The sequence below is a fragment of the Parasulfitobacter algicola genome (genome assembly GCF_013315265.1).
In the GTDB taxonomy this organism is placed as follows: domain Bacteria; phylum Pseudomonadota; class Alphaproteobacteria; order Rhodobacterales; family Rhodobacteraceae; genus Parasulfitobacter; species Parasulfitobacter algicola.
In genome coordinates this window covers 96,601-121,505 of the sequence record NZ_JABUFE010000007.1, presented here as the reverse complement: position 1 = coordinate 121,505, position 24,905 = coordinate 96,601, and the positions used below count along the sequence as shown (strand labels likewise).

The following is a 24,905-nucleotide window of genomic DNA, read 5'->3' as shown; positions in this document are numbered from 1 at the left end:
TTACCGGCCCATGCGCCATTTTCCCACGAGTACGACAATATTTGTCATGTCTTCAAGCTCTCCTTAGTCATGAGGACATTATGTTCGACAGAAAACGGCGTCAACAGCTTTTTGGATAAAATGTCGTATCAGGCGGATTTTGGGCAATTATCTTACGTTAACTTCGTATTTAAAGTTGGGTTTTGTATATTTTGTACAGGGGTTTTGTACTTAAATTTTTGTACAAAATGCTGCAAAGTGCGGTCAAACCTTGTGAAATTGCCTATTCATTAACTGTTCATCTTTCTGACAGGGACTGATCATCTTTGTGAAAGGAAGCATATCGGCATTCGAACTAGATGAAAGTTATAGAATGTAAGATCAATGTTCCGTATTGGCCTTTCAGATGTACCAAGTGTGATTTTTTATTGTCACGACATGATAAGTCTTGGAACTTTGATGTCGTAAGAAAAGGGGCAAACATGCATGTCTTAACCAAGCTGCGAATATTGGTATCGCTGATGGTTCTGACCTTGTTGTGCAGTGTCACTTTGGCAGTGTGGTCGATCAATCAGGCCAATCGGCATATTCAAAGAATAGATCTGGCCCATACTGTGTATCAAAATTATCTTTCACTTTACGCCCATACCTATGAATTGTTCAAGCAATATGGCGATGACCTGCTGATTGGCACAGATACCAACTTGATTGATCATCAGGTTACGGAAATTCGTACCGATATTGCCGATATCCGTCAGGCCATCGGTGCCGAAATTGACCTGGTCGGCAGTGAAGAAATTGAAGAGCTGCAAGCGTTGAACACGATCGAGGTCAGGCTGAACCGATTGATTTTTGTACTGTCTGAGATGTCTGAATCAGATGCGCCGCAAAGCTGGATGCAATTGTCCCAAGTTCTGGACGCCGAGATTGATATGAATTTTCAAGAGCTGATTGACGCAGCCCTTGAGGAAGAGTCCAAAGAGCTGATTGAAACCCGCGCCGAGGTCGCGCAGCAGCTTTTTTTCTATCGTAGTCTGGCCGGTATTTTTGCGCTGATTGCCATAGTGATTACCATCGCAACTGTTGTGCTGTTGTCCAATGCGCTGTCGCGTCCGCTGGCGCGCTTGATGTCAGGTGCCCGCAAAATTGGAGAAGGGGATTATACCCATCGTATTGAAAGCACAGGACAGGATGAGATTGCCGAAGTTGCTCATGGTATCAATACCTTGGCAGAACGTGTGCAACGCACAACCAGTGATCTGTCCAACCAGAATGTCCAACTTGAAAAGGCGGTCAAACAGCGTACGCTGCAGCTGGAACAGCTGCTGAAAGAAGCGCAGGAAGCCGATAGTTTGCGCCGCAGTATGCTAAGTGATGTTAGTCACGAATTACGCACGCCGTTGACCATTATCCAAGGCGAGGCTGACGTGGCCCTGCGCGGGGCTGAAAAAACCAAAGATGAATACCGTGATGCACTGACGCGGGCCAGAAATGCGGCCGTTCATACGACCCGGATTGTGGACGATCTTTTGTTCATTGCCCGGACCCAGGCCGGTCAACCGAAGTTGAAAAGGGAACAGGTTAATCTGTTGGATCTTGTCGCCGATACGCTGTCGACCTTTGGCCCAAATGTGACATTTGAAACAGTATTGCAAAAAGCTGAAACCAGCTTGGATCCGGTACGGTTGCGTCAGTGTCTTTTGGTGTTGCTGCAAAACGCAACGAATTATGGTGGTGATCAGGTCATATGCCGCTTGGATGACAGCCCGGATGGATATTGCATCACCATTGAAGATGATGGGCCGGGCATGACAGAGATCGAGAAAAAACAGGCGTTTGAGAGATATTTCAGGGGATCGAATGCTAGCAAAGCCTATGTGGGCGGGATGGGTTTGGGCTTGCCTTTGGCCAAATCCATCATTGAAGCCCACGGTGGCCAGATCCGTTTGTCAGACCGCGAAGGCGGCGGTCTGGTGGCCAGTATGATACTGCCTGCGCGCCCGCATCTGGTTGCGGTATCATGAGTTTTCGGATGACAGACGATGTCTTTTGGCAGACTATTCACAAATCTGGCGGGACCACTTGTGTGAAGGATTTATTATGAATGTGCTTTTGGTCGAGGACGAGGCGGCCGTGGGTGATTTCATTCGCCGCGGTCTTGGTGCCGAAGCGTGGTCCGTGCAGCATGTGTTGGATGCTGAAGCAGCACTGGATACGCTGAAAGCCGATACATTCGACGTGCTGATCTTTGATGTCATGTTGCCTGGCATGTCAGGTGTTGATTTGTGCAGGACGCTGCGCGCGCGCAAAATCAAGACACCGATCTTGATGCTGACGGCGATGGATGCGGTTGATGATTGCGTGATCGGGTTGCGGGCCGGGGCTGATGATTATCTGACAAAACCATTTGATTTCAACGAACTGGTCGCCCGGATTGAGGCATTGGCCCGACGTCAGGATAATCAGTCTGGCGCGATGGTGACGGATGACAAGATCCGGCATGGGCTGATCGTTTTTGACAAGGCGTCGCATGTTGTGACCGTGGAAGACCAAGAGGTAGACCTGACAGTCAAGGAACGCGAACTGCTGGTGTTTTTCATGTCGAACGTGAACAAGTTGGTATCGCGAGAACGGATTTTGAACACGGTCTGGGGCAGTCAGGAAGATCCCTATACCAATATCGTGGATGTCTATGTCGCCCGTTTACGCAAAAAGATCGCAGGCGAAAGCAAGCGGATCAAGACCGTGCGTGGGATCGGATACCGGTTCAGCGACGCTGATATGCCGGAAACGGCGGTATCTTGATGCTGTATTAAGGTTTAATTGCTTGGTAACGAAGGGTCCCGGATCACGTCCGGGACTGCATTGCATAGCTTCGTATAGATTTGAGGCGGGTTAGACCAACCGTGAGTTTTCGACGGCTGCACGGATGAAATCAGCGAACAGCGGGTGCGGATCAAAGGGTTTCGATTTCAGTTCAGGGTGGAACTGGACGCCGATGAACCAGGGGTGGTCTTTAACCTCTACGATTTCAGGCAGGCGGCCGTCGGGGGACATGCCGGAAAAGATCAGCCCCTGCTTTTCCAGATCATCGCGGTATTCGATATCGACTTCATAGCGGTGGCGGTGGCGTTCTTCGATGGCAGTGCTGTCATAGACCTGTGCCACTTTCGACCCTTTGGTCAGCGTCGCGTCATACGCACCAAGGCGCATGGTGCCACCTTTGTCATCGGTGGCTTTTCGTTCGACCTTGTGGTTGCCCTGCACCCATTCTTTGAGGTGGTAAACCACGGGCGTAAAACGCTTTTTCCCGGCTTCGTGATCAAATTCCTCGGACCCTGCGTTTTCCATTCCGGCCAGATTGCGCGCGGCTTCGATCACGGCCATCTGCATGCCCAGACAGATGCCAAGATAGGGGATCTTGCGGGTGCGGGCGAATTCGGCGGCTTTGATTTTGCCCTCGGTCCCGCGTTCGCCAAATCCACCGGGCACAAGGATCGCGTGATAACCTTCAAGATAGGGGGCGGCGTCTTCGCGATCAAAAAGTTCGGCATCGACCCATTCAATTTTAACCTTAACGCGGTTGGCCATACCGCCGTGGGTCAGGGCCTCGGCAATGGATTTATAAGCGTCCTCAAGCTGGGTATACTTGCCGACAATGGCGATTTTCACTTCACCCTCGGCGTTGTAAATGCGGTCGGCGACGTCTTCCCAACGGGTCAGATCAGGTTTTGGTGCGGGGCTAATGCCGAATGCGTCCAACACAGCCTGATCCAGCCCTTCGCGATGATAGGCCAGAGGCGCTTCATAAATGGATTTCAGATCCTGTGCGGCGATTACACTGTCAGGGCGGACGTTGCAAAACAGCGCCAGTTTTTCGCGTTCCTTCACTGGGATCGGACCTTCGGACCGGCAGACCAGAACGTCAGGCGCGATACCAATCGATCGCAGTTCCTTGACGCTGTGCTGTGTCGGTTTGGTCTTCAATTCGCCACTGGCACGGATATAGGGCAACAGGGTGAGGTGCATGAAGATGCACTGACCGCGGGGTTTGTCCTGGCTGAACTGGCGGATCGCCTCAAAGAACGGCAGGCCTTCGATATCGCCCACAGTGCCGCCGATTTCGCACAGCATAAAGTCGACCTCATCCTCGCCGATTTTGATGAAATCCTTTATCTCATTTGTGACGTGGGGGATCACCTGGATCGTTTTACCCAGGTAATCACCACGCCGTTCCTTTTCCAGCACATTGGAATAGATGCGACCTGACGAGACAGAATCAGTTTTGCGCGCGGCCACACCGGTAAAGCGTTCATAGTGCCCCAGATCCAGATCGGTTTCGGCGCCATCATCAGTTACGAACACTTCGCCATGTTCAAAAGGCGACATCGTGCCGGGATCGACGTTCAGATAGGGGTCCAGCTTGCGCAACCGCACCGTAAAGCCACGGGCCTGTAACAACGCGCCCAATGCGGCCGAGGCCAGCCCCTTGCCAAGAGACGAAACAACACCACCCGTAATAAAAATAAATCGCGCCATATTCTGGCTGTCTCCCGTGATTTTCTTGCGATGGTTGTATCGCAAGCTGTGCCAAACACCTTGTGAGATGCGGCAAATATGCGCTGCATCACGGGATTTAAGCTATAGAAGATTCGGGGCCACATGACAACAGGACCGCAACATGATGGGGGCAGAAAATAGATTGCCCCCTAAATTTAGCGCCTAGTCCAGACGTGGCACGATCGGTGCGTTGTCATTTTCAGACGGTGGCAAGATCGGACCATCCAACGGAATGGATGGCACTGCAGCAGGTGTATCGCTGGCCGGTGGTGGAACGTCAAAGAGCGACGAACCAGATGAATTGTTTGAAGAAATGATCGTCATGGCAAGGGATGCGACCATAAAGGAAATGCCCAGAAACCATGTCAGTTTGCCAAGCGCTGTCGCTGCTGAACGGCCGCTCATGACGCCACCACCGCCACCGCCGCCCATACCAAGGCCGCCACCTTCGGATCGCTGCAGTAACACCACAACAATCAGCGCAAGCGCGAGGATAAGAAGAATAATCAGAACTACGTTTTCCATGGGACGCCTATATAGTCGAGTTCAGGGGTATTTAGGCCCCAATGCGCCGGGTCGCAAGCGCGGATTAATGCGAATTAGCGGTTTCACCCACCGTCATGCCACTATATATGGGCGCGGGTTCTGAAATAAAGGATGTCTGAACATGGCAAATGTGGTCGTCGTTGGCGCGCAATGGGGTGACGAAGGTAAAGGCAAGATCGTTGATTGGCTTAGCGAACGTGCCGATGTCATCGCGCGGTTTCAGGGCGGGCACAATGCCGGGCATACCCTGGTGATTGATGGCGAGGTTTATAAACTAAGCCTGTTGCCGTCCGGTATTCTGCGCGAAGGCAAGTTGGGGGTGATCGGTAACGGCGTTGTGTTGGACCCTTGGGCGCTGATCGATGAGATTGCCAAGATCGAAGCACAAGGTGTCAAGATTGGCACCCATAATCTGATGATTGCTGAAAATACGCCGCTGATTCTGCCCGTGCATGGCGAATTGGATCGTGCGCGCGAAAACCAAAGTTCTGTAGCCAAGATCGGTACGACGGGCCGCGGGATTGGCCCGGCTTACGAAGATAAAGTGGGCCGACGGGTGATCCGTGTGGCTGATTTGGCCGACGAGGCGACGCTGGACACACGTATCGGGCGGTTGCTGGTGCATCACAATGCGCTGCGCAAGGGGCTGGGATTGCCCGAGGTCGACGGCGCCGTGCTGAAAGCCGCGCTTTTAGAGATTGCGCCGAAGATTTTGCCTTATGCTGCGCCTGTGTGGAAAGTGCTGAATGAAAAACGTCGCGCCGGAAAGCGGATTTTGTTCGAAGGCGCGCAAGGATCACTGCTGGATGTGGATTTCGGGACTTATCCTTATGTAACATCATCGACCACGCTGTCGGGCATGGCCGCCACGGGCACTGGTATGGGGCCGGGGGCTGTGGATTTTGTGCTGGGCATCGTCAAGGCCTATACAACGCGCGTGGGCGAAGGGCCGTTTGCCTGCGAGTTGTTTGATGAGGTGGGCGAACATCTGGCGACGGTGGGCCGCGAAAAGGGCACTGTCACCGGGCGGTCGCGACGGTGCGGCTGGTTTGATGCCGTTCTGGTGCGACAGACCTGTGTGCTGTCGGGCGTGAACGGCATTGCGCTGACCAAGATGGATGTGCTGGACGGCTTGGAAGAACTGAAGATCTGCGTGGGCTATGATCTGGACGGCAAAACATTGGATTATCTGCCCACCGCTGCCGATCAGCAGGCGCGGGTGACCCCGATCTATGAGACGATTGAGGGCTGGTCGGAATCCACTGCAGGTGCGCGCAGTTGGGCCGAATTGCCCGCGCAAGCCATCAAATACGTCCGCCGCATCGAAGAGTTGATCCAGTGCCCGGTCGCACTAGTTTCCACATCACCCGAACGCGATGACACTATTCTTGTAACGGACCCGTTTGCTGACTGATGGCCATGTCTTACAAAGCCCGAAAGCGCCTGGCGCTTGTGATCCTGATATTTGGTCTTCCGGCCTATATCGTGACGTGCGTGACGATCATGAACTGGCTGTATCCCGGCCTTGAGCGTCCGCCGATTTTGCTTGAGATTTTTATCTATGTGTCTTTGGGCGTGGTCTGGGCGTTTCCGCTGAAGTTTGTGTTCAAGGGCATCGGTCAAGCTGACCCTGATGCGATGCCCAAGGATTGATTGCACGCGGATAGGCTAGCCCTGTCCGCGGGGATGGCCGCCATTTGCGATCTGTCTGATCTTTGGGGCATCCAGCATAATCACATGGTCGGCAAGGGGCACCTGCAAAAGCTGTTGTGTTTCCAGCTTGTTGAAAACGCGACTGATTGTTTCGGGCTTTATGCCAAGATAATGCGCGATGTTGCGGCGGCTGATGGGCAGCACCACGGTGTCACTTTTGTTGATCTGTATGGACTGTGGCCATCGTTTGAATTCAAACAGGACAGATGCAACCAGCTCGGTTGGCGTTTTACACGCAAGATCAGTGATGTGATCGCGGGCGCGTTCGGCCAGAATACGCATAACTTGGCTATAGACCCGGTTGATATCCGGGGTCGTGGTCAGGCACTGGCGAAATGTTTCGGATGTGACCAGCATGACGTCAACGCTGTTCAGTGCCATGAGTTTTCCCTGATGGATGCGTTCATGGCGTTCTGTGTCAATGATATCCCCGGCCTTGAAAAGGGTCGAAAAAGTCCAACGCCCGTCGGATAATTCCCGCCGTACGGCCATCACGCCGGACAGCACAATGAACAGTCGATGTTCGCTGACAGTTTCTTTTCGGAACGTAATAACCTTGGACATGTCGTTCAGGATCTGACGGCTGTGCCAGTTAAGCGTATCCCATGGGGAAATGTCGGCCAGGGGGTCCTGAGTTATGCGTTTTGCCTTCAGGTCCAGTTTCATATCGCACACCAATGTTGCAACCCATTTTTGGGCCACTGCAATCAGTAACCATTGCAAGGGTGACGTGCGTTGATGCAGATCAAGCATGGAATACATCAATCTGGAACTGTTTCCTTTTATTTGCGCTAAGTTGATTGCAATCAACGGGGCTGCCGTTGGGTCAACACTAGGGTTTGGAAAAGCATGATTGGGTTTGGTCGAATGACCATACTCTGAGATGTGCACCAAAAACCGGGGGGCCGTGATGAACAAGATATTGACCGTGGCATTTGCTTTGCTGATCGCCACGCCCGCAGCCGCGCAGCAGGGCATTGAACCGCTTGAGGTCAAGGCTGAGCTTGCAGAGCTAGGCAAGCGATTGTTCTACGACACGCGACTTTCGGGTGACACATCACTGTCGTGCGCGTCTTGCCACCAACCGGATAAAGCCTTTACCGACGGTCAGGCGCTGTCAGACGCCTATACCGGTGCGGCGCATTTTCGCAATACTCCAACTTTGGCCAATGTCGGACACCGCGATGCCTGGCTGCATGATGGGCGTCTGGGCACGAACCTGAACGATGTCGCCCGCGAGATGATTACCGAAACCTATCTGATGAACATGGATATGCGCATCATGCAGGAACGGTTCAAACAGGATCCGGTTTACGTGCAGATGTTTGCGGCTGCGGGGATGAATGAGCCGTCGAACGGTGGCGCACGGAATGCGTTGCAGGCATTCATGCGCACGATTGCATCACGCGGGGCGCCCATTGATATGGGTGAAATGTCACCTGCCGCACAGCGCGGGCAAGGTCTGTTTGATGGCAAGGCGAATTGTTCTGCGTGCCACAGCGGGAACCGGTTTACCGATGACAAACCCTATAACACCGGTGTTCCTGATAATCCTGACATCTGGTCTGATCCGGAACGGCATTCGGCCTTTGTGACCTATGCCAAATTTATGGGCGTCGAAAATTACATGAACCTGCGCCAAGATTTGGGGGCCTATATCCGCACCCGTCGCCCTGAAACCGCGCGTCGCTTTCTGACGCCCACGTTGCGCGAACTGACCTGGACCGCGCCTTATATGCACAACGGCACAATGGCGACGCTGGACGAGGTGATTGATTTTTATAACCAGGGCGGTGGCGATGATCCGTTCAAGGATCCGCGGCTTCAGCCCTTGGGGTTGGTGCCAAGCGAAAAGGCAGATCTGTTGGCGTTTCTGCAGGCGTTGTCGGGCGACAGCTTTGACACCGACGCCTATGTCTGGCGGGCGGAGGATTATGATTATCAACTGATCGAAAACTGGCGCGATGCGCAGAATTAAGGGGGCGAGCATGTCCATTTTCAGATATTCAATCGCCTTTACCGCAATCTTGACTGCAACTGCTTTGGCCGACGGGCATCGTCCCGAACAGCTGGCAGCATTGGGGCCACCGCCGATACCCGCCGACAACCCGATGACGGACGCCAAGGTTGAACTTGGCAAGATGCTGTTCTTTGATGGTATTCTATCAGGCAATGGGTCAATGCCCTGTTCTGCCTGCCATTTGCCCGATGCAGGTTGGGCTGTGCAGGATCAGATCAGCTTTGGCTATCCGGGCACCACCCATTGGCGTAATAGCCAAACCATCGTGAATTCCGCCTATTACGGCAAGCTGTTCTGGGCGGGGTCTTCGAAATCATTGGAAGCCCAGGCACGATCTGCCGCGCGTGGCGGTGTTGCGGGCAATGGCGAAGATGACATGATGGAAGCCCGACTGGCGTTTGTGCCGGAATATCGCGCACAGTTTCGCGAAGTGTTTGGTGATGACTGGCCGAACATCCGCCACGCTTATATGGCCATCGCCGCGTTTCAGCGCACCATCGTTCAGACTGATACGCCCTTTGATCTGTATATGAACGGTGATGATGCCGCCTTAAGCGATCAACAAAAGCGCGGTCTGGATCTGTTCACCGGCAAGGCCAATTGCGTGGCATGTCACAATGGCCCGCTTTTGAGTGACGAGCAATATTATAATATCGGCGTTCCGGCCTATGATGGTTGGGAAACCGATGAATTGGCGCAGATCACGTTCCGGTTTGAGATTTTCGCCAAAGGGTCCAACGAAGAACTGTACCGCAGCGCCAAGGATGATCCGGGTCTGTATTTCCGCACCAAAGACACGCGCCATTACGGCAAATTTCGCACGCCGAGTCTGCGTTATACCAAATACACCTATCCCTATATGCACAACGGTATGCTGGAAACGCTGCGCGATGTGGTGGTGTTTTACAACGATGGTGGCGGCGAAAATGATTGGGCCGACACCAAAAGCCCGCTGATCCAGCCCCTGGGTCTGACCGATAGCGAGATTGATGAACTGGTCGCCTTTATCGAAAGTCTGTCGGGGGATGAAATTCTGATCGATCCGCCTGAATTACCCATGATGCAACCGCTGCCCGCCAGTGCGCAAAATTAAAGGAGAGGCGAGATGAATGTTATAAAAAGCGACCTCGAAAAAGATGATCTTGTAAAGCTGATCAATGGCGGTAAACCCGCCCGCGGTTGTCTGATGACGCGGCGCAGTTTTCTGCTGACCGGTGGGATTGCGACATCTGTTGTCATGATCGGCATGCCGGGCATGGTGGACGCACAGCAGCCTGCAGTTGTGTCGACCTATCCACGTAAACTGATCGCCAGATTGTCCGAACTGCGCGTCGATGAACCGCTAGATTTTGAATATCCGGATGAAGGCGCATATGCCGAAAGCATTCTTGTGAAACTTGGACGCGAGGCGGGCGGCGGGTTAGGGCCTGACAGTGATGTCGTCGCCTTTAACTATACCTGCACCCATCAGGGTGGCCCGTTGCAAGGCACCTATCAGGCTGCTGACAAGGCGCTTGGGCCATGCCCGCTGCATCTGACGACGTTTGATCTGACGCGACACGGGATTTTTATATCCGGTCAGGCGTACCAATCACTGCCGCAGGTGCTTTTGGAACTGGACGGCGACGATATCTATGCCGTCGGTATGTTTGGCCTGATCTATGGCCGCATTGACAATCTTCAGGGATAAGGAAAACCTATTATGTCCACCCCGTATTATATCCCCGAAGAATCCGTGCCACTGCCACCGCCCGACGCGGACGTGATTTCCACCGCGTGCGATTATTGTGTCGTGGCCTGCGGTTACAAGGTTTATCGCTGGCCAGTGCGTGGTGGCAAAGTCGGTGGCCCTAAGGCCGAAGAAAACGCCTTTGGCGAAGATTTTCCAACCTATGTCCTGGGACCATGGATCGCGCCCACGCAGCATAACATCGTGCTGCACAATGGCGAACCGCATCACGTTATTATCATCCCAGACAAAGACACCGAATTTGTCAATCCGCGCGGCAATTCGTCGATCCGTGGCGGTGCGATTGCGCAAAAGGTTTATAACCCGCAAACGCCCACGCGCGATCGTTTGAAATCGCCCATGGTGCGCATGTTTGGTGTCCTGATGCCGGTGACCTGGGATTTTGCGCTGGATATTGCGGCTGAGGTCGGCAAGCACGTGCTGGAAAAGCACGGGACCAATGCGTACGGCGTCAAGACGTTTTCCTATGGCTATATGGAAAATACCTATGCCATCACGAAATACGCCCTGCGAAACATCAGTACGGCAAACTTCACCTTTCATGATACGCCGTCGGATGTGTCATCGACGCCCGGGTTTCGCGATGCGGGGTTCGATAATTTCGGCCCATCTTACGAAGACTGGCGCGACGCTGAAACGCTGCTGATGTGCGGGACTGATCCATATGAATCCAAGACGATCCTTTATACCGATTGGATCATGCAGGGCATTCAGAACGGTCAAAAAGCGATCTTTCTTTTGCCGCGCAGCACGGCTGGCGTGGCCTATGCAGTGAAAAATGGCGGGATGTTGATTGATATCCAGCCGGGTACCGATCTGCCAGTGGTTCTGGCAATCGCGCGAGTTATCGTTGAAAATGGTTGGGAAGATGCGGAATGGATTCAAAACTGGGTCAATTCCAAATGGGAAAGCTCATCCGGGTTTGGACAGGGCACGCGCAACACGCCATGGCAGTGGCGCACGACATGGGGACAGTTCCAGACTGACGGGTTTGAGGACTGGAAAGAATGGCTGCTGGCGCAGGATTATGCGATCCCTGAAAATGCCGCCGAAATTGCGCAGATTGATGTTCAGAAAATCTATACGGCGGCGGAATGGATGGCCAAGCCCAGGGAAGACGGCACGCGGCCCAAGACCTCGATCATGATTGAAAAGGGGTTTTACTGGTCCAACAACACCGGCAACACAAATGCGATTTCGTCGTTGGGCATCATCTGTGGCTGCGGTGGTCGCCCCGGTCAGGTCATTGGCCGGGCAGGGGGACACCAGCGCGGCGGTTTGCGCGGTGGATCCTATCCGCGCAACAAAAGCCCCGAAAAACTGCCAGGCCGTCGCCGTCGCGCGATGGATACGGATAGATATTTAATGAGTGGGCACACAAGGTTGGCCCATGTGATCGGCACAACCTGGGTTCAGGCCATGTGCGGGTCGCAATCGCTGCAAGCCAAGTTCGATGAGCTGACAACGCGCAATCCCCATCAGGTGCAAAGCTTTGATAAGGCTGATATTATCGAAACACTGAAACGTCGTGCGGACAGTGGCGGGATGGTTGTTTGGGATCAGGATATCTATCTGGTGGACCCCATTGGCGCGCGCTATGCCGACATTGTTTTTCCTGCGTCAGGGTGGGGTGAAGAAACATTCACCCGCGCCAATGGCGAACGTCGCATCCGGCTTTATCCAAAGTTCTACGATGCCCCGGGTGAGGTTAAGCCAGACTGGTGGATCATCGCGCAACTGTCCAAGAAAATGGGCTTTGAAGGGTTTGACTGGAAAGACAGCAATGAGGTGCTGGAGGAAGGGTCCCGCCATTCGCGGGGGTCCCGTAAGGACTTTCACATGGTCAAGGTTGCTGCCCATCGTGAAGGTAAAACCTTGCATGAAAAGCTGGGCGAATTTGGCACTAATGGTATTCAAGGCCCTGTTCTGATGCTGGCTGATGGCAGTCTAGAAGAAACAAAACGTTTGCATGATGTGAACCGGGTTTTGCCGAAAAACGGCCCCGCCGGGGCGACGGTGTTCAACAAAAAGCTGACCCACTTCAACACCCAGACCGGCAAGTGTAATCTGCAAAAAGCGCCATGGGATCTGTTTTCAAGCTATTGGAATTGGCTGAAACCGCGCGAGGGCGAGATTTGGATGACATCGGGCCGGATCAATGAACGCTGGCAATCGGGTTATGATGATCGGCGCAGGCCCTATATCGTGCAGCGGTGGCCGGAAAACTGGATCGAACTGCATCCCAATGATGCGGCGAAGTTTGGGGTCGAATCCGGCGATTACGTGATGCTGCATTCGGACCGTATCCCGGTGCAAAAGGATACGATTGTGGGGGTCGAAGCATCAGATTTCGATTTCGACAGCTTGCTGAAAAATGGCCACATTGAACTGACGCGCGCCGCGATTACGGCCGTAGCCATTGTCACCCCGGCTATTAAGCAAGGCGTTGGTTTCATGGACTTTTTACATACAAATCAACCTGCCAATGCCCTTTCGGGCCGTGTAGTGGATTGGATCAGTGGTAATTATAACTATAAAATGGGTGTGGGCATGGTGACGCGTATGGGCGAAAGCCCTTATAAGCATCAGTTCCGGTCCATGTCATTTGCCCGGCGTGATATTGCATGAGCGCAGTTTCAAGTATCACCTTGGCAAAGCCATCGCCAACCGGATCGCTGGATGCATTAAGTTTGATCAGCCGCCATCTTGCATCGGACAATGCGGTGATCAGATGCGCGGCTGCGCGGGCCTTGGGGGCGTTGAATGATCCGCGGGCCGCATCGATGCTTGTCGATGCGCTGATGGACGAAGATCCCGATGTGCGGGACGATGCGATGATGGCTTTGCGCAGATGTGCCGCGCCAGAACATGCCCAGACCATTTTGGAATCGTTGTTGGGCGATCCCGTCAAGGATGTCAAAATCGCGGCGATTCAGGTTTTGGCAAAGCTAAATGCGGTTATTGCGATCCCCGTTTTGCGGGGTTTGGCGTTGGATAGGATGGAAGATAAGATCGCCTGGGAAGATCAGGCGGGCATGTGGGACGATTGGCTTGAAGTGCAGATCGCCGCAATTGCAGCGTTGGGCAAGATGCAGGATCGCGGCGCGGTTGAACCCATTCTAGCCGCCACACAAGATGAATTGGGCCAAGAGCTGGAAGATGTGGCCTTTGCCGCCCTTGCGCAGATCCCGGAAACAGGCACCGCGGCACTGCTTGGGATTGTGCGTCATCCATCCGACAAGACACGCCGTTTTGCATTGAATGCGCTTTTAAACGCGAAGCTTTCGGTCCTTGGGCCGATGATCGACGTGTTGGCGAATGATGTCAGTCCGCAGATCCGTATCTTATCCTTGCGTGCCTGCAGCGCCGATCATGGTTGCGTCGAACAATTGGGCCAAGACAGTGACCCGCAGGTCAGGTTTGCCACGTTAGACCGTTTTGGTGCCCAACGGCCCGATCTTGCTTTGGCCGGGTTGGCAGACACCAGTGAAGCGGTGCGGGCGCTTGCCCTGTCTTTGGTATCAGAACATCCTGAGCCGCCGAAAGACTTGTTTTCAAACGCGGCTGCCTGGCTGGCGGGCGCGCGATCTGAATTGGCGATTGCGTGCATCACTGCAATGGCAAAACTTGACGCGCCGCGCGCTGCACCCGTGCTGATCGACATCAGCGGCAAACCCGAACAACAGGCCGAATTGCGCATTGCTGCCATCGCGGCGTTGTCCGCGTCGTCAGACCCTGACGTAATCCAACATATGGCGGCTATGGTTCACAATCCGGATCGTCAATTGCGTGCAGCCGCCCTGAAAGCGCTCGCGCGTGTTATTCAGCGTGACGATCAGCTGGCGCCAATGGCCGAGGATGCAATCATCGCCGCGATCAATCATATATCTGCAGATAACGATGTTATCCCAATGGCTGTTCAGGGTGGGCAGGGCGATCTTGGCGCAACGCGCGTTGAAGGCCCCACTGATCCACGTATCATGATCACGCGTGATGGCGACATCGTTGCAGAAAACCCTGATGCCGAAAGCATTGTGGTCAAGCCGGATTTTCCACGATCGACGCTGCAGCATCTTCAGGATCAAAATGCACCGGGGCAAGGAGATACGCCCAAAATACCCCAGGGCCGCCGCCGAGTTGCAATCGCTGGCCCTGACAATTTCGCCACGGACCTGCGGATTACGGCAATCGGCATTGCGGCCAGCATCAAAAGCACCGGACTTGCAAAGGCCATCTTGGAATGTGTGGATGATCCGCATCCAGACGTCAGAACCGCCGTCTATCGTGCGGGTTTGCAGCTGGTCGATCATCATATTCTGAAACAGCCGCAGCGTCGCGCTTTTGCAAAAGGTTTAAAGGACACACAGCCACAAGTGCGCGCAGATGCATTGCGTATGCTTCTTAAAACAGGGGACGTGGACCAAGGTATTATCAAATTATCTGCCGATCCTGATCCGATTGTCAGAATGATCTGCGTTCAGTCATATGCTGTTGATCAAACGTGTCAGTTACTTGACGCCTTGCACGACAGCGCCGAGATCGTCAGACGCGCCGCCCTTCACAGGATCATGGCAATACAGTCACGTTTTGCGATGTCAAAGGCCATTCAGATTGCATTTGATATGGGCGAAACGGCGGGTCTTGGGTCTGTGATCAATGCCGAACAAGACGCGCGCCATCTGTGCCTTGAAATTTTAGCAAGACCCAACACGTCCAGCCATGATGTCCTTTCCATTCTCATAGCATTCGGCCCCCGATGATCAGGGGCCGAGCCACTTTGTTTGAAAACACCTAAAGCTGGGTCCAGGCGCGTGCGCGAATGTCTTCAAAGCTGTGCAGCTTCAGGATATTGCCATCGCGGAAAACGGGCACAAGAGCATCAGCCCCTTTGGGTATATTCGCTGCAGGACGCGCAACAAAACGACCGCTATCGTTGCGCATCGCACCTTGTTTGCCTTTGCGCGATGTTTTAGTGCCCTGCGCAGTTTTTGGGTCCTTGAACACATCGTGCCATGCGCCATTGCGATAGATCGCGGATGCCTTCATGGCATAGCCCAAGCTGTCACGATCCAGCTTTTGCAACAGACCGCCGCCCATCCCAAAGGCAATGTTTCCGATGGCAAGCCCGCGATCCATCATCACATCCATGATGCGAATAATTGAATCCTTGTTGACGCCATCGCCCTGGATCACCCGGACCTTTTCAGCCAGCAAACGGTATCCTTGGGCGGTTGTGCCATAGCCGAATTTGGCCATCAGGGCTTCGATCACATCAGGCACGATCTGCACCGGATCACCGCTGTCAGGGCGCACCACCAACACACCATCCCGTGCCAGAACATCGTCACGCAACGCCCCGCCCCAATAATTCTTGACCGCGCGCATCAGGTCATAGCTGTCGCTGACACAGGCGATCAGGCCGGATGGGTTGGTGTGCAAAAAGCGACGCATCTGATCCAGTTCGCCGTCCACACCGGCGGCTGTCATGGTCGAATGTTCGGTGGCTGGGATCGAAAACCCGGCCATGTCTGCGCCGTAAAAATTGCGCGCATAGACCAACCCGGCAAGGGTGTCTGTCCCGCGTGAATTGATCAGGTGTGCGGCCCCGCCGATGGCTGCGGCTTCAAACCCGGTGGCACCGCGCGCACCGAAATCGTGCAATTTGAATTCCGCACCGGCATCGGACCCATCAGTGATCTTCAGCCGTTCGCGGATTGAACCGACAACAGCGTGGGACAGACTGCACACGGTTGACGCATACCAGACCGCCCGCAACAGACGTGTTTCAAGATAGGATACCAGCCAAAAGCATTTTGGATCAGTGTTTTCGATCCGCATCTGCGGCACGCCAACAGGGGCAATTGTGCCTTCGGGCAATGCTTCGATCAGGATGGGCAGTCTGCCGTCATAGGTCTCTATGATGTACTGCCAGCCTTCGACAAAAATCTCAAAACCGTGTGCCTTCAAGAATGGGGCAGCTTCGTTCAGCATTGCCTGGGTCACGACAGATCCGGCCAGTTTGGTCAATTCGATCTGTAGCCCAAAGAACACCACCTGGTCGATGTCATCCCATGCGCGGCGGGGTTCGATATAGGACGACACAAATTCTGTGCCTTCAGGATACTGGTTGTAGTGGGATAATTTATAGCTGTCGGTGTCGAAAATCAGATTATCAATGGCAACAGAGTTTTCAAAAAGCGCAAATGCGCCTTGATTTTGATAAGTCATTGTCCTGTTCCTCCTCGGAGTTGGACGGTTGATCATCGGCGGACCTCCCGCAGATGGGGGTGCAAAGATATGGTCTTTGCGGCCAGTTATCCGCATGTTCGCGGAATGAGGTTCAATCCTGTGCCATCAGGATCGATGAATAAGCAAAGGGCACTTCGGGCACCAAGGCATGGATGATATCAAAGTGGTCTTCGAACAATGTGTCCGGTGTGATTTCAGTGATCGGAACCCAACATGCGGCAGCCGCATCACTGCCGGATTTGACCTTTTCCAGATGCGCGCGGTCTTGCAATTCAAAGACAAACGCTTCGGTGCGAACCCACCCTTTTTCAGATCGCTCAGGGTGGTCGAACACTCGCCGTTCGCGTAACCGCCCCCGCATGGCCCCTTTGGGCATGTCCAGCCCGGCTTCTTCGTAAAGCTCGCGCACTGCCGCCTCAAGCGCGGTTTCGCCTGGGTCGATGTGCCCACCGGGCAGTGCCCACAGGCCCTTGCCGGGTTGCATACTGCGTTGGACCAGCAGCACATGGCCCGATTGCACAACGACCGCATCCGCAGTGTTCACCGGAATGGGATAGCCATACAGATTTTCAGCCGCAGCCGTACGGTCGCGATATTTGCTGACAAAGATGCCTTCGTCGCGAATTGTGCTTACAGCATCCGGGTTTTCGTTGATCCAGGCGATCACGGGCGATACCTGCTGCATCCCGAACCTTTTGGCCACACGACCTGTTTCATCGCCATTGCCCAAAAACAGATGCGTGCGCAGATCAGTGGCATTCAGCACCACGCCATCATGCTTCTTTGGCTGGGCATCCAGCATTTCCCATGTGGGAAACCAACTTAAATAGCGCGAGGATTTGTCTTTTTCAAAGCCGGTCAGCACCACTTTTGTGGATTGCGGATCCAGACCCGCCTTGCGCATGTGTGCCATAACAGCTGTGCGCACATTGGTGATCCACGCGCGGTCGTTATAAAGTGTATCGACCAGGGGAAGCGTGGCAACTGGCTTTGCAATACCTTGGGTTCCGGCTGAAATGAAAGCACGGCGTTCGACATAGCTAAAGGGATTTTTCCAGCTGCGTGGACGGTAAGAGCTGCCGACAAGCAACAAAAGGCTGTCCGCCACATCAAGCGCGCGTTCAACTACGTCCAGGTGTCCAAGGTGAAAAGGCTGAAAACGGCCGATAAATACAGCCAGAGTTTGTTTGGTCTTCATATCGTGCGTCCTCCGCAACGTTCAGGGTAACCGAGACCTCCTCGATTAATGATTTGATATCATTTGTTCGAGTGAAATGCCAGATGGTATCGGGTAAGATCTGCTATGCATCTGATGCATAGAAAAAGCCGTGCTGCCCAATGCGCAATGTGCGGTCTGATCTGTTTATGTCTGAAAAAGCGGAAAGCTAACACCAAGAGCCCAGGCCAGCATCAGACCAAGTGCCAGACCAGACGTTAGTGCGCCGGACCGGGCGGCAACATCGCGGCCCATTGTGCCAAAGACGATATAAAACAGCACAAGCACGGGCGCGATCATGATCAGGAAAAACAGCCCCTGAAAATCGAACGCCACAGCAATGCCAAGGGATATTAAAAAAGCCATGCGCGTGCAAAGGCGTTTCAAAAAGCCGGCCTGCGCAGTCAGGGTGGCGTCTGCAATCATATAGGGGACGGCCCCAATCATCAGCACGGCAATAATCCAAAGACGCTGTGGGATGGGCCAAAAATTTGCAGCATAGCGGTCAAGGGCTGCCCCGAAGATCACGCACCACAGTACAAGCAGACAAAACCCAATCGGCGCGATCCGACCGCTGGTTACCCCCCAAAGTCTAAGCAGCGCCAGCTGGATCACACCGAATACCATCAGATGCAGCCCCAGATAATCCGCGATAAGAACCGGCAGAAATTCAGGGGCCAAGGGTATGGCGATCAGGGGCGTCACAATTGCGGGGGTTGCCAATATGACGGCAAGTTTCTTGGGACTAAGGGTGACAGATGTGTGGTGCCGTTTGGGTAACATGCTTGCGATCGGGCGAAAGATCAGGACAAGCCCAGCCAGCAATCCCAGAATCGCCCAACCGCTTGGCAGGATGGCCACGTCTGAGGTTCGGCCATAAGCCTGGTCAAGCCACTTCAGCGTCTCGGACCGTGCGACACGGCTGTGCAGAACTGACACATGTTCGCTAAACGGGGCAGCGACAGCGCGGCGCGTGATGGCCCCTTTGGTCACGGTTTGCCCTTCGGACGCACCCGTATGAACCATTTGTAATGCCTCTTGCGCAAAGCCCCGCAGCCCCGGTTCCCATGCACCGGTGACCAGTAACAAAGTATCGGGTGTGTCTGAATCGATGACCTGTGAAAACGCCGAGAGCAGCACAACCGGGCCTATGTCACTGCGGGTTTCGGCGGCGCGAACAAGGATATCCGTTGCCATGGAATGACCAATCAGTGCGATTTTCTGATCCTGCAGTGCCATCGCGTCGATCATCCCGCGTGTTTGGTCCACCAGCAGACGCGTCGTTCCGTCAGCGGATGTCACATCCCCCGACATGGGAATGGGATGCCGACCGTGGCCATAAAATTCAAACGTGACAACACGGTATCCTGCCCGTGCAAGCGGCAATGCATAGCCCTGCATCATCTGTTGGGATCCCGCAAAGCCGTGCGCCACAATAACGACCGGACCGTCACTGGTATCAGTCGCGTATTCGGTGGCCGGTGTTTGGCCAAGTGTGAATTGTCTTATCACAACATCCTTACGCGCAAATTCAAGCACGAAAAGCGATGCCAAAATCACACCGGCCGCCAGATAAATTCTGAAGGGGGGATGTCTTTTGCGGGGCACTACATTCGTTTGCGCGATGTGACTGGCCCATCGCCCTGCGCCTGAATGCGGGCGATGGCAGGTTTGATCGGTTCATACGCGACGGCCATATGATGAACATTGGCGTGGATCATAGTGTCTGGGTCGACCACAAATGCCACGTGCCCGTCCCAAAACAACAAATCACCCCGCTGCAGGGGGGCATCGGCCGGTATATCGTGGCCCAGTGTGTTTTCCTGCAAGTCACTGTCACCGGGGCAGTCAATGCCACAAGTGATATATGCCGATTGGACCAAACCGGAACAATCAAGACCCCAGACCGTGTTGCCGCCCCAAAGATAAGGGGATCCGAAATGCAACTGTGCCACTGTCACCGGATCGCGAAACGGTTGATCCAATGGGCGCACATGCGGTTTTGGAACAAAAAGTCCGTTGGTCAGTGCAAAGTATTTCTTTTCCTCGTGCCCAACGGTCAGACGGGTGCCAAAGGACACGGCCATTCGGTCGGCTGACTTGAAATCAGGCGCGGTATAAAGGTGCGAACTGGGAACAGCCAGAAAATGCGTAGGTTGAACGGCGTCGATCAGCGCATCATGCGCCACATAACCGCAATAGCCATCTTTGTCTGCCTGGATGAAACTAAAGCCATCTTGCGTATCAAAAACCTGAACCTGTTCGCCAAACAACACCTGTCTGTCACGTCTGCCGCCAGGCGCGCGCAGAAGATCGGCAAACGCGATACCCACCTGTTTCGGGGTTCCCTGAACGAATGACGTGGCTTCGACCTGGCCTTGCAGATGCTTGGCAGCGACGGTACCGTTTGATGGTGTCAGACGACGATCCATCACAGGTTCACCATATTTGGCAGTGCCTCAAGCAGGGCGCGTGCGCCTTGACCTACACCGCCTTTGGGACGCGCAGGCGCGGCAGAGGGTTGCCAGCTATAAATGTCGAAATGAACATAATTTTCGGCCTCAGTCACGAAGCGGCGCAGGAACAGCGCGGCTGTGATTGATCCCGCAAATCCGCCAGCTGGCGCATTGTCCAGATCGGCGATGCCGGGTTCGATCATCTTTTCGTAAGGGTCCCAGAACGGCATTTCCCAAACCGGATCACGCGCAGTGACAGCGCCCTTGCGGATCGCATCGGCTGACGTTGTGTTGTCGGTATAAAACGGGGCCAAATCGGGGCCAACGGCCACCCGGGCCGCCCCGGTCAGTGTCGCCATGGATATAATGCAATCGGTGGGCTCTTCATCGGCCAGGGCCAGCGCGTCGGCCAGAACCAGGCGCCCTTCGGCGTCGGTATTGTTCACCTCGACCGTCAGACCTTTGCGCGATGTCAGAATATCCTGCGGGCGAAACGCCGATCCGTCGATGGCGTTTTCCACTGCAGGGATCAGCACACGTAATCGCAAGGGCAGATCAAGCGCCATAATCATATGAGCCAGGCCCATAACAGTCGCAGCGCCACCCATGTCTTTCTTCATCAACCCCATTGAGGCTGCTGGTTTAATATTCAGCCCGCCCGTATCGAAACAGACCCCTTTTCCGATAAGGGTCAGCTGTGGGCCGGTCTTGCCCCATCGCATGTCCAAAAGGCGCGGTTCCTGGACTGATGCCCGCCCGACTGTGTGAATCAACGGCAGATTTTGGGCAATAAGATCATTCCCGCTAATGATATATGGCGTTGCGTTATGCTTTTGCGCCAGATTCAAAAAAGCGGTCTCAAGCGCGTCGGGGCCCATATCGGACGCAGGTGTATTAATCAGATCGCGGGTCAGGCATTCGCCCTGCGCAATAATCTGAATACGGTTTGCGTCGACGTTGCCCGGTGCTTTTAACACTGCACCCGCATCGGCCTGTGTGGCATATCTGGAAAACCGGTATTGCGCCAAAAGCCAGCCCAATGCGAATTCTGTGGCGTCATCATCCGCAAGTTCCGTTTGCAGATGATAAACCCCTGCAGGCAAGCTATTGGACACATCGGCCAGCGCAAAGCGGCTGCGCTTGCGCGATGCTGCTGTCCCGTTGCCAATAATGATGCAGTTCACATGGCCATTTGCGGAAGGAACAGCCAAAAACTTGCCTAGCTTTGCCTGAAAAGCATGGGCATTGACCCATGATTGGGTGACCTCATCCTGTTTTGTGATCCAGTCAGATAACCCATCCTGATCCACAATGTGGATGGGAACAGACTGGGTATCGGGCGCGGCAAAAGCAAGTGGCATCAACGATCTTTCCAGGTGACTGTTTATGCCAACCTAGCCACTTGTCGGCCACCCGCAACCCTTAGCCCGATAAATCTTGAACATCCCAGACAGCTGTCAGCGATTGATCACTGACACGGATCAGCCGGGTATAGGTGCTGGCAATAGCCACCGGGTTCATCGCATCAACACTATGGGCCACATCCGCCGCTACACGCGCCAGTGTGGTCAACCCGATCTGATCGGCAATCGCGATCATACTGCGCGCGCATTTTCGCATCGTGTTATAATCATCGTCGTGAAACGCAGTTTCGATTTTGCGCAGACGCACGGCCAATTCTTCCATCGCACGGCAAATCACGTCTTCTGCTGCCCCTTCGCCCAATTGTGTGCAAAGCGATGCCACCCGATCCGCATCCATGCGCACGGTTTCGTCATGTATCAGTACTGTTATCATTGTCATTCTGTCTTACCCCATAGAAGTCAGCCACCACGGCTTTGGGCACATTTGCTGATTATCCTTCTTAAAAGGTTGCGGGTCGCTTGGAAAAAGCCTCGAATTTCATGAAAATGCAGTCTATTCAGTCATAAGTGAGGCAACAAAGAAAAAATTATGGAACAGGCAAAACCGTTACCGGGCTATCTGGTACAAAGGTATCACGGCTGGAAAGCCACTGCTTTTGCAGACAACGAAGTCTGGCATAAACGCATGGCTGACGAAGGCCAACACCCCCGCGTCATGGTGATATCCTGCTGTGATAGTCGGGTGCATGTCACTGCGATTTTCGGGGCCGATCAGGGCGAATTTTTCATCCACAGAAACATTGCAAATCTGGTGCCGCCTTATGCCCCTGACGGGGATCACCATGGCACATCGGCGGCCGTTGAATATGCCGTCACAAAGTTAAATGTTGCACATATTATTGTGCTTGGTCATTCCAATTGCGGGGGGGTTGCCAGTTGTGATGACATGTGTTGCGGTAAGGCGCCTGAGCTTGAAGAACGCCACAGTTTCATTGGTCACTGGCTGGATATTTTGCGCCCTGACTTTGACACGGTTAAGCACATAAATGATCGTGCAAAGCGCATAAAAGCAATGGAAAAACAGGCGGTTGTGACATCTTTGCGAAATCTTCTTAGCTTTCCTTTTGTTGCGGGCGCCGTTGAACAGGGCCATCTAAGTCTGCACGGACTGTGGACAGATATTGGCGATGGCGGGCTTCAGGTATATGACTCTGAAAATGGGTTTGTGTCGCTGTAACGCCAGCCATTTTCAACAAGCCGCAAAGGCAGATCAAAGGGGACACTATGGACGGTATTCTGGCGCTTGCCGCAGATAATCTGATTTCACCAATTATCCTGTCATTCGCGCTTGGTTTATTCGCAGCTTTGGCGCGATCAGATCTAAGCGTGCCCGAAGCTGCGGCGAAAGCTTTGTCAATCTATCTGCTGTTCGCAATCGGCTTCAAAGGCGGGGCCAGCGTTGCCGATCATGGCATTGACACCACGCTGGCATTGTCGTTGGCCGCAGGCTTTGTTTTGTCAGCCACCCTTCCGTTTCTGGCATTCTTTTTACTGAAAATACTTACTAAACTTGATACAATTAATGCAGCAGCGGTCGCCGGGCATTACGGTTCGATCTCGATTGTGACCTTTGTTGCGGGTACTTCTGTGTTGCAAGACGCGGGAATCACATCCGAAGGATACATGGTCGCTGTCGCCGCCGTGATGGAAGCGCCCGCTATTTTGTCGGCTTTGTGGTTGGTATCACGCGGCAAAGGTGGCGCTGCGATGGATAGCCAGCTGATGCGCGAAATCCTGTTGAACGGCTCAATCGTGCTGTTGGTAGGGTCTTTCTTTATCGGTGTGATCACCGGGGCGGAAGGCTTGGCGCGGATTGAAAGCTTTATCGTGGCCCCGTTTCAGGGTGTGTTGTGTCTGTTTTTGCTGGATATGGGGCTGGTTGCGGGCAATGGCCTGCGCAAAAGCCGCAAGGTGTTGAACCTTGGCGCGTTGGCCTTTGGCATTTTGATGCCACTTTGCGGGGCTGTTATTGGTCTGGGCGCGGGTCTGGCCATTGGGCTGTCCCTTGGTGGGGTTGTGCTTATGATGATCCTCGCGGCCTCGGCATCCTATATTGCTGTGCCTGCCGCCATGCGTGTGGCATTGCCCGAAGCTGACCCGGCAGTTTATCTGACTTTGTCGCTTGGGGTGACGTTTCCGTTTAATCTGACCATCGGAATACCGATCTATCTTGCCCTCGCCACCGCTGTAATGGGAGCCATGTAATGCAGATGCATAATGCCAAACGTGTGGAAATCACGATCGAAGCCCCGATGGAACGTCGTCTGACCGAAGCGTTAGAACATGCGGATGTCAAAGGATATACAATCCTGCCGATTGTGGGCGGATCGGGCCGATCTGGTAAATGGAGCCGCGAAGGCCAGATTGGTCGTGCCGGCGGGATGGTGCAGGTGGTTTGCATTATTCGCCCTGAACGGCTGGAGGCGCTGCTTGAAGCGGCATTTACAGTCGTTGAACGGCACATCGGTGTGGTATGCGTCACCGATTGCGAAGTTTTGCGGGCTGAACGGTTTTAGCGGGGCCTACGCATGATGCTTAAAGGGCCGTCAAAACTATTAAGCGATTGCTTGATGGTTCTGGTTTTATTTTGCAGCTTTGCGATGAAGGCGCTGTAGGGGCGCAAGATCTTCTGTATTCAGACGATCTTCAAGATCAGAACCAAACAAGTTTAATACTTGTTTGCGGTTTACGTTTTCAGTCTGGATGCAGGGTGTATCGATCTTTTCAACACTCAACCCGAAACTAGGAATTGCCACACGAAACATCGAACGACGACGGGAAGATGGTACACGATTTTGACGCGGTATTAACATGACTTGCCCCCATAAAGCAGCACTTGAACATTGGGCCTTTACACATTCTTCATAACACGAGTGGGTGTCAAAAATAAATAAACAATTAAGCGATTATCGGCCTATTAGGCCAAAGTGACGCGAGGTCAGGCCGTTTTTATGCCTCATTTATGCCCCGCGTCGATCACATCCATTACCGC

General features: G+C 53.7%; 21 protein-coding genes. 12 read left to right on the top strand and 9 right to left on the bottom strand.

Annotation, left to right across the window (positions count from 1 at the left end):
• The first annotated feature begins 461 nt into the window (after positions 1-461).
• Positions 462-2,003 (top strand): sensor histidine kinase, encoded by a 1,542-nt coding sequence (locus tag HRQ87_RS12690; protein ID WP_174138811.1) that lies wholly within the window; start codon positions 462-464, stop codon positions 2,001-2,003.
• Positions 2,004-2,079: 76 nt separating this feature from the next.
• Complete coding sequence (locus tag HRQ87_RS12685) at positions 2,080-2,784, top strand: response regulator transcription factor (RefSeq protein WP_174138810.1); 705 nt, start codon at positions 2,080-2,082, stop codon at positions 2,782-2,784.
• Positions 2,785-2,874: 90 nt separating this feature from the next.
• Here HRQ87_RS12685 and pyrG read toward each other — a convergent pair whose 3' ends face one another.
• The gene (gene pyrG / locus HRQ87_RS12680) at positions 2,875-4,518 is read right to left on the bottom strand and encodes a CTP synthase (RefSeq protein ID WP_174138809.1); all 1,644 of its coding nucleotides are present in this window, start codon (positions 4,516-4,518) and stop codon (positions 2,875-2,877) included.
• A 183-nt stretch (positions 4,519-4,701) separates the two neighbouring features.
• Positions 4,702-5,064, bottom strand: a complete 363-nt coding sequence (gene secG, locus HRQ87_RS12675) for a preprotein translocase subunit SecG (protein WP_174138808.1) — start codon at positions 5,062-5,064, stop codon at positions 4,702-4,704.
• Between the two features lie 142 nt (positions 5,065-5,206).
• Here secG and HRQ87_RS12670 point away from each other — a divergent pair, with 142 nt between their 5' ends.
• Positions 5,207-6,499: an adenylosuccinate synthase gene (locus HRQ87_RS12670; RefSeq protein ID WP_174138807.1), complete on the top strand. Its 1,293-nt coding sequence runs from the start codon at positions 5,207-5,209 to the stop codon at positions 6,497-6,499.
• Entirely contained in the window at positions 6,499-6,738 is a 240-nt protein-coding gene (locus HRQ87_RS12665; protein ID WP_174138806.1) for a DUF2842 domain-containing protein, read from the top strand. Before HRQ87_RS12670 ends, HRQ87_RS12665 begins: the two co-directional genes overlap by 1 nt.
• A gap of 15 nt (positions 6,739-6,753) precedes the next feature.
• On the opposite strand, the gene HRQ87_RS20590 is transcribed toward HRQ87_RS12665, so the two are convergent.
• Positions 6,754-7,752 carry a helix-turn-helix domain-containing protein gene (locus tag HRQ87_RS20590; protein ID WP_174138805.1) on the bottom strand — a complete coding sequence of 333 codons (999 nt, stop codon included), beginning with the start codon at positions 7,750-7,752 and terminating at the stop codon, positions 6,754-6,756.
• Between HRQ87_RS20590 and HRQ87_RS12655 the strand changes: the two genes are divergently transcribed.
• Genes HRQ87_RS12655 through HRQ87_RS12635 form a run of 5 tightly spaced genes read left to right on the top strand, consistent with a single transcriptional unit; the run spans position 7,709 to position 15,328 of the window.
• Positions 7,709-8,776 (top strand): cytochrome-c peroxidase, encoded by a 1,068-nt coding sequence (locus tag HRQ87_RS12655; RefSeq protein WP_174138804.1) that lies wholly within the window; start codon positions 7,709-7,711, stop codon positions 8,774-8,776. The two genes, HRQ87_RS20590 and HRQ87_RS12655, sit on opposite strands and share 44 nt — an antisense overlap.
• A 10-nt stretch (positions 8,777-8,786) precedes the next feature.
• On the top strand, positions 8,787-9,911 hold the full coding sequence (locus HRQ87_RS12650) for a cytochrome-c peroxidase (RefSeq protein ID WP_174138803.1): 1,125 nt from the start codon (positions 8,787-8,789) through the stop codon (positions 9,909-9,911).
• A 12-nt stretch (positions 9,912-9,923) separates the two neighbouring features.
• Entirely contained in the window at positions 9,924-10,508 is a 585-nt protein-coding gene (locus tag HRQ87_RS12645) for an arsenate reductase (azurin) small subunit (RefSeq protein ID WP_174138802.1), read from the top strand.
• Between the two features lie 12 nt (positions 10,509-10,520).
• Entirely contained in the window at positions 10,521-13,196 is a 2,676-nt protein-coding gene (locus tag HRQ87_RS12640; RefSeq protein WP_174138801.1) for an arsenate reductase (azurin) large subunit, read from the top strand.
• Complete coding sequence (locus HRQ87_RS12635; RefSeq protein ID WP_174138800.1) at positions 13,193-15,328, top strand: HEAT repeat domain-containing protein; 2,136 nt, start codon at positions 13,193-13,195, stop codon at positions 15,326-15,328. Before HRQ87_RS12640 ends, HRQ87_RS12635 begins: the two co-directional genes overlap by 4 nt.
• A gap of 31 nt (positions 15,329-15,359) precedes the next feature.
• Here the strand turns inward: HRQ87_RS12635 and HRQ87_RS12630 are convergent, their stop codons facing one another.
• The 6 genes from HRQ87_RS12630 to HRQ87_RS12605 all read right to left on the bottom strand — a co-directional run bounded on the left by HRQ87_RS12630 (position 15,360) and on the right by HRQ87_RS12605 (position 22,292).
• Positions 15,360-16,796 (bottom strand): nicotinate phosphoribosyltransferase, encoded by a 1,437-nt coding sequence (locus HRQ87_RS12630; protein WP_174138799.1) that lies wholly within the window; start codon positions 16,794-16,796, stop codon positions 15,360-15,362.
• A gap of 112 nt (positions 16,797-16,908) precedes the next feature.
• On the bottom strand, positions 16,909-18,015 hold the full coding sequence (locus HRQ87_RS20585) for an NUDIX domain-containing protein (protein WP_174138798.1): 1,107 nt from the start codon (positions 18,013-18,015) through the stop codon (positions 16,909-16,911).
• Between the two features lie 165 nt (positions 18,016-18,180).
• A complete protein-coding gene (locus HRQ87_RS12620; RefSeq protein WP_343035265.1) occupies positions 18,181-19,641 on the bottom strand; it encodes an alpha/beta hydrolase in 1,461 nt (486 codons plus the stop codon).
• Positions 19,641-20,465, bottom strand: a complete 825-nt coding sequence (locus tag HRQ87_RS12615; RefSeq protein ID WP_217430448.1) for a C40 family peptidase — start codon at positions 20,463-20,465, stop codon at positions 19,641-19,643. Before HRQ87_RS12615 ends, HRQ87_RS12620 begins: the two co-directional genes overlap by 1 nt.
• Positions 20,465-21,850 carry a leucyl aminopeptidase family protein gene (locus HRQ87_RS12610; RefSeq protein WP_174138796.1) on the bottom strand — a complete coding sequence of 462 codons (1,386 nt, stop codon included), beginning with the start codon at positions 21,848-21,850 and terminating at the stop codon, positions 20,465-20,467. Before HRQ87_RS12610 ends, HRQ87_RS12615 begins: the two co-directional genes overlap by 1 nt.
• A 61-nt stretch (positions 21,851-21,911) precedes the next feature.
• Positions 21,912-22,292: a hypothetical protein gene (locus HRQ87_RS12605; protein WP_174138795.1), complete on the bottom strand. Its 381-nt coding sequence runs from the start codon at positions 22,290-22,292 to the stop codon at positions 21,912-21,914.
• Positions 22,293-22,442: 150 nt separating this feature from the next.
• Here HRQ87_RS12605 and HRQ87_RS12600 point away from each other — a divergent pair, with 150 nt between their 5' ends.
• Genes HRQ87_RS12600 through HRQ87_RS12590 form a run of 3 tightly spaced genes read left to right on the top strand, consistent with a single transcriptional unit; the run spans position 22,443 to position 24,429 of the window.
• Complete coding sequence (locus HRQ87_RS12600) at positions 22,443-23,090, top strand: carbonic anhydrase (protein WP_174138794.1); 648 nt, start codon at positions 22,443-22,445, stop codon at positions 23,088-23,090.
• Between the two features lie 47 nt (positions 23,091-23,137).
• The gene (locus HRQ87_RS12595; protein ID WP_174138793.1) at positions 23,138-24,118 is read left to right on the top strand and encodes a sodium-dependent bicarbonate transport family permease; all 981 of its coding nucleotides are present in this window, start codon (positions 23,138-23,140) and stop codon (positions 24,116-24,118) included.
• Positions 24,118-24,429 (top strand): P-II family nitrogen regulator, encoded by a 312-nt coding sequence (locus HRQ87_RS12590; RefSeq protein ID WP_174138792.1) that lies wholly within the window; start codon positions 24,118-24,120, stop codon positions 24,427-24,429. The genes HRQ87_RS12595 and HRQ87_RS12590 overlap by 1 nt, the downstream gene beginning before the upstream one ends.
• The last annotated feature ends 476 nt before the right edge of the window (positions 24,430-24,905 follow it).